Source organism: Legionella sp. km772, assembly GCF_003989735.1.
Lineage (GTDB): Bacteria > Pseudomonadota > Gammaproteobacteria > Legionellales > Legionellaceae > Legionella.
Map to the genome: position 1 here is coordinate 1 of NZ_RZGQ01000112.1, position 9,389 is coordinate 9,389.

Consider the following 9,389-nt stretch of genomic DNA (forward strand, 5'->3'; position numbering starts at 1 on the left):
ATCATCATACTATCAAAGTTCCTATCGCGGGAGAGGGGGTAGATCGAAGTGAAATTAAAAAATCTGTGACCAATTCAAAATAAAATCTTGTCTATAAAAACTTCAGGGACGTTGCCTAATATTGGTACTTCTTTTGGTTTAATCCCTTAGAACTTCCAGGTTTTATAAATATGCTCCTATGAATCACAATAAATGGGAAAGAGCCGCATTTTGTAGGTAGTGCCATTAGGCCGAACGGCCCAACCTACGGTCCTGGTAATAATAGGCATAAACGCTGGACTTGGCGAACTCATAGAACCTTGGTATTAATGCTTTATATAGAGCAATATAGTTAGAATGTGGCGGTCAACGACGAGCTTATGGGTTTAGGAATTTGAAAATTATAGAGTGTGGGTTAAGGTGCTCTGCGGGTGATATAGCTGCCTCCTTAAATGGGAGAGAGCCAACTTATTCCTAACTTGGATTTAGGCAGCACGAAAGTAAAATTCGTGTTGCCTAAATTTTTACTAGGTTTTAGGTAGTGCTATAAATAAGGCGCCGGTGTGATTTAACAGATTCGCTTCCACACCTGCTGCATCCCCTTCGCCTTTGTAGACGTCCACATGGGCTCCTATAATGGCGCCGCCAGTGTCTTGGGCAATACACCATGTGGTAGAGTTTTTACAATTATAAATAAAGTTCATTCCGACCGGAATTACTTTATGATCGGTTGCACATGAGGCATGGGGCGTTAGTGTAATGTTTTCTGAGCCATAGGGTCCACCATCTTCTTTAGCAAAAAATACAAAGCTTTGATCCCGATTACGTAAATCATTAGCTTTATCGGGACTTGGAAGATTATTTAAATATTGGCGAATTTGTTTTTCTGATGCAGCGCTTTGCCTAATTTTTTTTGAAACGTTGCAGCGTAATTTAGCCTCATCATGGCATTTGGGATCTTTAGCACAGCGCTCCATGGCATCAATATTGCCACCACAGGTGGGATCTTGTGCGCATTGGACTATACGACCCAGCATCGTCCTGGGCCTGCCATTAAATCCATCATAGTTGAGATGATATAATTTACCATCAAGAATTAATGAGCCAGAACCTTCTACCATCAAAAATGCGGGATCATTAGGGTCTTTTACGTAGCCGATTATATATTTTTGATCTAAAGCCCCATTAGCAATTTCTTGTCTATCAGGTGCTAGAGAGTATGTCCCATCAGCGTTCTTCATACAAAAGGGCCGGATCATTTTGGTAAGGGGATCAATACCACAAAGCGGGGCTTTCAAGTTATATTTTCTGCTTTCTGCATTTACATTCACTACACCCGGGTTACTATAGATAGGATATAAAAATGCGCCACCGCGTTTAGTCCGTGCTTCAAGAGCAGCCGGTGCGTAATAAGCAGTAAATTGAAATTCACCTTTTTTAAATCCTGAATGATTCTCCGGCCAACCTTCGCTCTTATACCAATCGAACTCGTTTTTTATACTTGTTATATATTTTTGATAATTTCCATGAGCAGCTTTAGCAAGTGCAAGCATTTTTTCGTTAGTTTTATGACACCAGTCTTGGCGCTTAAATGGTCGGCCTGCGATAGTTATTTTTTGAAATTCACCACGACTTTTATTGCAATTGGCAATTTGGTTATTCAATGCTTGAATAACTTCATTCATATTGCCGACCGCGTTATTTAAGGGTAATTCTGATGCTGGAATTTTATGAAATTTAAAACGTAGGACCCCAGGCTCTTTGGCGGCCATTTTTTGCCTGCTGGTGAAATCTATTAATCTTCTAATATCCAAACAGCGCTGAATTGGATCTGATGGGAGGCTGGCTTGGCTGATGATGCTAAACGTTATTAGTATAATTAGTAGAGCTGCTCGAATCATGAATATCCCTTTGCATTGCAAGGATTAAACGCTCGTATAATCCTTAATTTTCAATTTGTATTAGGGATTATAGCGAGAATTTAACTACCATCATAGGGAATTAATGCAGGCTAGAGGTTAATGAGCGTTCTTGTTCTTCAGCCATTTCGGAATTAAATGAAGTAGGTAATTCAAGGGAGTTTTTCTTACAATAAGAAACTATTTCTTCTTTACTACCCATTTTGTAATGCCCATTACCATCGGAGAAGGCATAATTGTCAAAACCTTGCTGTTGGAACAAAAAAGCATGCCCTTCACTAGCTTGCTTTTGGAAAAAAGCATCCGCTTTAGTGTTGTCGGGGAAGTGTAAGGCATTATGTTTAATGTTTTCCTTACCAAATTCTTTTTCAAAATTTTCAAATATTTTTAAAATTGCTGCGTTGTTAGCCGATTGTACTTCAAAGGGCTTCACTGGTTTTTTGTAAAGAGTTGCCAGAATATCCAAAGGAGGTAATTCATCCATTCCCTCTTCATCAGCTAACCTCATTTTAATGTTATCAAGGTGGGTTTGCTCTTGACGGCTTAAACGTTCATGATTTGCTCTAATTATTAGTGCTGTTTCTTGTTCGGTGAGGATTTTTCTTAATTCTTCAATTGTTTTAGTCATGACAGTCAGTGCTCCTTGGATGTGGTTCCATTATAAAGTTTTATAGTAATGTGTTATTGTCATTATTTTTAATTTTACACAAAGTTTACAAAAAAAATATTTATAGGTTCTTTGTTGGTTGATTTGATGTTAAAATAGCCAACTAGAAAATTCTTAGGGTACTCATGTTTATCAAAATAATGGTTGAAGGCACCTCGCAGGTGGTTCTTATGCAAAACGATGGTGACTTAAGCCTCAAACAAGTCAAAGAAAAGGTGGCTCAAACACTGAAATTAGAGGGTTTGGATACTATCAAAATAGATTTTAATCCTGCAAAAAAAGGAATAGTTGTTGAGTCCAGTATTGAGGATCGCACCTTAGAAGGTGATTATGGGGTTAATGAAGACAGTACCATTTCGGTGCGGGTCACTATTCCCCTAATTGCTGCAGAAACAGTCAATAGGCAAAGGGCTCAAAATGGCCTAATTCAAGCGATAAGCGATGCTCAAAAAGTTGGCGGACATGTGATAGTTACGGTTGGAAGCTGCCTCCAAACTCAGCATGGGGAGGATAATAAGTCATTGTTACAACAACAGTTTCCTATAGAGCACTTGGGTGAAATCGATGTAAGAACCCCAGTACATTTTATTCACATTGATCCGGGCTTTGAACAACCTGTTCCTCAGGTAAAACAGCTGCATGAGCTTAGCGGTTGGCAAGCAGTAAACGTTGATAATCTAATTAAAATATACGATCACAATGCTAAGCCCTATAGAATAACTACCATTGCTACAGCTATCTCAAACCCTCAAGAAATGCTGACCTATTTTAATGCTGAAGGGAGTTCAACTAGCGTATTAGGAGTTTCTTTGCATGAATTTGCACTTTCGGCGCGGAGAAATGGTACAGGCCTTATTACAGGCAATTTTTACGCCTCTAGTGCTAAGCCTATAATCAAAATTCTACCTCTCTCACCGGGGGAATTAGAAGGAATGAGAAGAGTTGACCTTTTGGAAGAGAAGAAAACGTCTAGCGGAATTACCTTAGCAAAATAATGTTCTCTCAAACAGGTCATTTTGTTTGGACAATCCCAACTACGGCGTATTTTAAATAAATTTATTAACTCATTAATATTAAAAGCTTTATTTTTTAAAGTCATTTTTATTATGTGTTTGAATGCAGTAAATTGATCGAGCAATGACATTCTCTTAAGAAAATTATGATGAAATTTTTTCAATCGCAAATTGTCGGACTTAGAGAGAACCTGCGATGAGCAAACTAATGAGTTCAATAAAACATAGTTTTTTTAATCCTGCAACCTCAAAGGCCAATTTATCATTCAAAGAAGATGATTTTGATTTAGAGCAACTGAAGAATGAATTTGGCTTTTTATCTCAATTATTCGCGAGAAAAGATAGCTTATTAAAAAATTATAAGGCAATTTCTTATTTCTATTATCTAGCCAATCTTTTGTCCCTTTATTACCAACAGGATTATGTACGTGAGGAAGTAGAAAAATTAACTGTTCAGAGAATGAACATTGAAATATTTATTAAAGAGCACTTTGATGAGCGGGAACACTGCTTAATTCATGAGTCATCTGCGCACATAAAAAAGGCTCTCTTAACCTCAACTACTCTTTTGCCCAGTATTGCTAGTTTCCGTAAAACGGTGGGTTTTCTTAATTCAAAACGTTCTTATTGGGGCTATAGTCGAGCTTTGGCAAATCATGCTATTTTTTATTTACAAATGAGTTTTCCAACTTCTGTTTCGCTAGAAATAATTGATTTATTGGAGCAGTCAAGGCAGCCTTTAGTTAATTTGGGTATAGGCTTGTATTTCCTCCGCTTCGCCCTACATTTGTTAATGATTTTCAAGCATCTTTTCCATGCGGCACTAAATGATGAATTATCAGTTAAAAAAGTACTATCTCAGGAGTTGGATAAGCGTTTTTTTACTATGATCAGTGACTTAGTATGGGCTATCGTAAATTTACTGACTAGTTATAATACTATTTTTCAAATTCCTGCTTCAATTATCTCACCATTGATTATCTCTATTTTGTTTTTTGATGCTTTGTTATTTCTTGGCCAATGGGCTTTTGAATCGCTTAAGCATACAAGATATTTAGAGGAGTTAAAACGACAAGAAAAAATTGCTCGGTCTCTTGAGTCTGAATTTATTAAAAAGCAAATAGATTTTTTCCAGGATCAATGGCAAGTTCAGTGTGCATATTACCTAATCAACATTTTAGCTGCTGCCCTTATAGTTATTAGCTTTGGAATTAGCCTCGTTTGTTCCGGCCCCCTAGTTTTGGCGGGTCTTGCACTTCTTAGTTCATTGGGAAATGCCCTCTATAATACGACGGATGAATTTAAAAAATATCAACAGGCAATGGTTGACTTGCAGCGCGAGAAAACTAATTCAGGTGCGCATAATAATACAAAGTATCAATTACTAAATGAAAAATATAAAGAAGCCTGTGCCGGCTTTTGGAAGTATTTAACATTAACAGCTTTAGGAACAGCTTTTATTATTACGCTCGCTGCTATCTCATGGCCAGTTGCGTTGTGCTTAACGCTTAGCTATATGGCTTATCGGTTAAATGATAATAAGAAAAGTGAGCAGAAGGATCATGGAGAAACTCCATCCCTGGATGGTTGTAATTCTTTAAGTGTAAGTAATGGAATTCATTAAGGATTCTTTTACTACTCTATTTTCACTATGCATTAACTTTGCATTCCTTCTGAAAATAAATTTAAAAAAATGTACAAAACTATAACTCAATGAACTAATATTAAACAGGTTGGAGTATTGTAGTTCATGGATGATGAATATTTTAATCTATTTCGGAGAAGCATATTGAAAAGATTTATCATCCCCTTATCGTTTTCCTTAATCACAATTCCTTTTAACCTCTTCGCCGCATCAACTAATACAGTAACTTTAAAAACAAATTCTTTAGGTTATCCCTACAGCAAAATGTTCCAAGTCGATGTTACCTTTAGTCAACCTATTGCCGGTTTGTATAGCTCACAGGTTAAAGTAGCTAATGGTTCTATAGATAGTATCATTGGTAGCGGCACCAATTATTCTATGCTGGTGACGCCAATTAATCCTGGAGAGGTGGATATTTCTATTTTAGGTAATAGCGTAAGCTCTCTTACAAACACCGCAAATAAAGAGTCTAATTTATTAAAAATCAATGCCTTAGATCCGTTAATGCGTCCATCATCTAATTTTAATTTAGATGGGTGGAATTTAACTATGCCTCTACCCTTAGGTAATAGCTCTGATGCGCTTATGATTAAACAGCCAGTACTAAGTGGAGTTGCTTCGGCTAATTCAGGGTACACGCAAGCTCCTTATTTCTCAACAGACAGTACAACTGGAGCCATGAAATTTTTTGCCCCTCTTAATGGCGCAACCACTGATAACAGCGACTATCCGCGCACTGAATTATCGGAAATTCTCAATTGGAAAATAGCTAACTTTGCCAGCAATGAAATGATTTCTTCGGTCAGGGTAAATAAGATTCCGCCTTCCAAAAAAATAATTATCGGACAAATACATCATAAAGCGGTTATAGACGCTTACGGTAAATCGGTGTCCGCTAAGCCCTTATTAAAAATCACCTATGATTTAAATAAACTGGACCCTAATAAACAAACTTGTAATGGCTGCGTTTATATCCAAATAAGAACCATTCCTGGTAGCGAGACTTTTTTAAAACGGGTTACCCTTGCTAAAAATATTCCTCTAAATCAAACCTTTATTTATGATGTGGTATTGCTTAAAGATGGTACATTAAGTGTTAAAGTGAATAACACCTCTACCCTAGCTAAGATAAATACCTCCACTAATAATAAATTAGGTTGGGGAATGCAAGATCTTTACTTTAAAGCCGGTGTTTATCTTCTGGATAATGGGACCTCATCAAGCGATGGAGGAGGGGTAAGTATGGATTCTCTACAAGTAAGTCATAACCCTAAATGAGTTCTACTTAACCTATTTATACTAGGTTTAACAGGTTAAAATGGCCTTTACTTTACTTTACTTTACTTTACTTTACTTTACTTTTCTTGAAGGGGTATGCGGAACATTAACAGTAAAATTTACATAGCGTATGGTTATTTAACGCGTAGATAAGGCTAAGGGAATTAACGGCTTGTTCTCAAAGAAGAACAACCTAGTCAGTAGAGTCATTGCTAGTTACAAAAACTTAATCACTGAATTTATAATGTTTGCCTCTAGGGTATGAATAGGATATTAGGTTGACAGCTACTTATAAAGAACTTAAATTGACGCTTTTATTTAAGTAGCTATCACAGGATTAGCTTTCGTGCTTTTTTTTAGCTGTTTTATCAATAAACATGAATAAAGTACCCGCTTGGATAGTCCTGATATTTTTAGAGAAACTTAGTCAATATTATGAGCAATTTTCGCTCATATCTTTGGAAGAGCAGGGTGGTGATTTCTATTATGAAGTATAAAAATGTGATCATATCCAAGAGATCCATAAGCCCTATGAATACTATTGAGATGGTCACTGCCTGGGTAGGAGAATAAATGACTATTTTAGGAAAGGATGAGCTTGCTCGTTACAGCCGCCACTTACCCGTTATTGGACTCGAAGGCCAAGAGCGATTAAAGAAGGCGAAGGTATTATGTGTAGGTGGTGGAGGGCTAGGCTGTCCGGCCTTACAATATTTAGCAGCTAGCGGTATCGGTACTTTAGGCGTGATGGATGGCGATAAAGTTGAGTTGAGTAATTTACAAAGACAAATTTTGTTTCGCGAACAAGACATTGGTCGCAATAAGGCTCAAGTGATATATGAGCAACTTCGAACGCTGAACTCTTACGTCATCTGGAATGTCTATCAAGAATTTCTATCTGAAGCTAATGCGTCGGCATTAATTAGTCATTACGATGTGATTCTAGATGCAACAGACAATTACTCCACTCGCTATTTGTTAAATGATCTGTGCCGCTCATTAGGAAAACCACTCGTATCTGCAAGTATTTTTCAGTTCGATGCCCAATTAAGTGTGTTTAATTTTCAACAGGGCCCATGCTATCAATGCTTATATCCGGAGCCCCCGCCTGCGTATTTATCACCTAATTGTTCTTTATCTGGAGTGCTTGGGGTGTTACCTGGTGTTGCTGGATGCTTACAGGCAATGGAAGCCATTCAAGTTATTTTAGGCAGCCCTGGTGTTTTATCAGGCACCTTATTAAGCATGAATTTATTAACCATGCAATTTAAACGGTTCTCTATTAGTAAGCAAGATTGCAGCCAACATCCACTTATTAAACATAGCGCATATCCGCAATGCAAAGACTCATTAAGTTATCCAGAAATCTCATCTACAGAATTGGCAGAATTAATACAAATCAACGAAGACTCAATTCAATTACTGGATGTTAGGGAGTCATTTGAAAGAATCATCTGTCATATAGGAGGGATACACCTTCCTCTATCATCATTTAGTATTGAAGCGGCGAAAGAGTTTTTGGACCTTGAGAAACAGATAGTTGTGTATTGCAAATCAGGAATGAGAAGCGCTGAAGCCTGCATGCAATTATATAACTCAGGTTTCAAAGTGACTAACTTAAAAGCGGGTATTCTAGGTTGGATAAAAGATGTCGATTCTAGCTTAACTGCTTATTAACGAAGAGTAGGAGAGCAAATGGGGTAGTTAATCCTTGCCTCTATCACATTCTATCACCACAACTGAACAGGCGTAAAAAAGTCGTACTATAATCAGTATAGTGTCCAATTTTTTATCTTTTGGTGGATGGATGTTCGAAAATAATGAATCAAGGCGAGATAAAAACAGTAATTCTTTTTTCCAAAATTATCTCAAATTGTCCGTTGCTAAACTCCTTTTTCCTGAAGGGGACGGAGATTGGTATAAAAAAAAAGGCTATGGCGGGGAGGAGGCTAATGGAAAACAATTTGCGCCATTTGATGATTTCCTCAACCAACAAAAATCTAATCCAGACGCAAATTATCATACAACATTCCAAGGCTTGAATTTAAAACTAAAGACTGAGCCATCTCAATTAGTTAGCGGCGAATCCTGTGAATTAGAAGTTTTGACTTGCCAACCCGAACCGAGTTCGTCTTCAAAACCAGGAACAGGTAAACACATCGTTTACTTTACTGGTGCAAATACCTATTATCAAGCATGCTTTCGTGATATTAGTGCCGCAGCAAAAGAGACAGGGGCAACGGTCCATGCCTTTAATTTTCCTGGCATCGGTTTGAGTTCCGGAAAAGTTACTGAGGCTAATGATTTAGTAAATGCAGGGATTGCAGTGGTTTCATCTTTATTAAAACAAGGGATAAAGCCTGACGATATTATTTTACAGGGTGATTGCTTTGGTGCAGCCGTTGCGATGGAGGTAAAAAAAGAGCTAGAAGGGCAAGCTGGTATTCAAGTGCGGCTTATCATGAATAATGCATTTAAATCATTTAAGGCGGCTGTTGCTGATATGATTGACCGAACTTCATTTATTCCCTCTTTATCAAAATCCATTATTAAAAATATATTGGAGCTTACTGGATGGCATGTGACACCCGCTCAGAAATACATTCATTCAGATCCTTATCAGTGCCATATTCAACATGAAGGCGATCAAACTTTACCCACTTCAACTTTAGCTTCCAAAGTAACTAAATACAAAGAAGAAATAAGGACAGGAACCACTACATCGAAATCAAGGCCTGCTGTTGTGGATGATTGTCCTGAAGAATATAAACTTAGCTAGGTCCGGGGATCTGGAACAAAATTCAGGAAAAATAAGAGCTATTCCCGGTTTGTTAGTTCATTCACCTTACTCTCAGAATGGCTTATCCACAAGTCCATAGGCCAGGAGA

Annotated in this window: 8 protein-coding genes; 6 read left to right on the top strand and 2 right to left on the bottom strand. The window is 37.5% G+C overall.

Annotated elements, in window-relative coordinates; all coding sequences use genetic code 11:
* Positions 1-506: 506 nt before the first annotated feature.
* Positions 507-1,880, bottom strand: a complete 1,374-nt coding sequence (locus ELY15_RS10960; protein WP_127099938.1) for an MltA domain-containing protein — start codon at positions 1,878-1,880, stop codon at positions 507-509.
* Positions 1,881-1,980: 100 nt separating this feature from the next.
* Positions 1,981-2,526 (bottom strand): hypothetical protein, encoded by a 546-nt coding sequence (locus ELY15_RS10965; protein WP_127099940.1) that lies wholly within the window; start codon positions 2,524-2,526, stop codon positions 1,981-1,983.
* 164 nt (positions 2,527-2,690) lie between these two features.
* Here ELY15_RS10965 and ELY15_RS10970 point away from each other — a divergent pair, with 164 nt between their 5' ends.
* The 6 genes from ELY15_RS10970 (at position 2,691) to ELY15_RS16575 (ending at position 9,380) form a co-directional block, all read left to right on the top strand.
* Positions 2,691-3,560 carry a hypothetical protein gene (locus ELY15_RS10970; RefSeq protein WP_127099942.1) on the top strand — a complete coding sequence of 290 codons (870 nt, stop codon included), beginning with the start codon at positions 2,691-2,693 and terminating at the stop codon, positions 3,558-3,560.
* A gap of 226 nt (positions 3,561-3,786) precedes the next feature.
* Positions 3,787-5,202, top strand: a complete 1,416-nt coding sequence (locus ELY15_RS10975) for a hypothetical protein (RefSeq protein ID WP_127099944.1) — start codon at positions 3,787-3,789, stop codon at positions 5,200-5,202.
* Positions 5,203-5,367: 165 nt separating this feature from the next.
* A complete protein-coding gene (locus ELY15_RS10980; RefSeq protein ID WP_158617456.1) occupies positions 5,368-6,501 on the top strand; it encodes a polysaccharide lyase family 7 protein in 1,134 nt (377 codons plus the stop codon).
* Positions 6,502-7,074: 573 nt separating this feature from the next.
* Positions 7,075-8,178 carry a ThiF family adenylyltransferase gene (locus tag ELY15_RS10985; protein ID WP_127099948.1) on the top strand — a complete coding sequence of 368 codons (1,104 nt, stop codon included), beginning with the start codon at positions 7,075-7,077 and terminating at the stop codon, positions 8,176-8,178.
* Positions 8,179-8,308: 130 nt separating this feature from the next.
* Entirely contained in the window at positions 8,309-9,280 is a 972-nt protein-coding gene (gene sdbB, locus ELY15_RS16385; protein ID WP_127099950.1) for a Dot/Icm T4SS effector alpha/beta hydrolase, read from the top strand.
* Positions 9,249-9,380, top strand: a complete 132-nt coding sequence (locus tag ELY15_RS16575; protein WP_255411095.1) for a hypothetical protein — start codon at positions 9,249-9,251, stop codon at positions 9,378-9,380. Before sdbB ends, ELY15_RS16575 begins: the two co-directional genes overlap by 32 nt.
* The last annotated feature ends 9 nt before the right edge of the window (positions 9,381-9,389 follow it).

What these genes read in the sequence shown, in the direction of transcription:
- ELY15_RS10960 (WP_127099938.1), bottom strand. Translation starts at nt 1,880, where the DNA reads ATGATTCGAGCAGCTCTACTAATTATACTAATAACGTTTAGCATCATC.
- ELY15_RS10965 (WP_127099940.1), bottom strand. Translation starts at nt 2,526, where the DNA reads ATGACTAAAACAATTGAAGAATTAAGAAAAATCCTCACCGAACAAGAA.
- ELY15_RS10970 (WP_127099942.1), top strand. Translation starts at nt 2,691, where the DNA reads ATGTTTATCAAAATAATGGTTGAAGGCACCTCGCAGGTGGTTCTTATG.
- ELY15_RS10975 (WP_127099944.1), top strand. Translation starts at nt 3,787, where the DNA reads ATGAGTTCAATAAAACATAGTTTTTTTAATCCTGCAACCTCAAAGGCC.
- ELY15_RS10985 (WP_127099948.1), top strand. Translation starts at nt 7,075, where the DNA reads ATGACTATTTTAGGAAAGGATGAGCTTGCTCGTTACAGCCGCCACTTA.
- sdbB (WP_127099950.1), top strand. Translation starts at nt 8,309, where the DNA reads ATGTTCGAAAATAATGAATCAAGGCGAGATAAAAACAGTAATTCTTTT.
- ELY15_RS16575 (WP_255411095.1), top strand. Translation starts at nt 9,249, where the DNA reads ATGATTGTCCTGAAGAATATAAACTTAGCTAGGTCCGGGGATCTGGAA.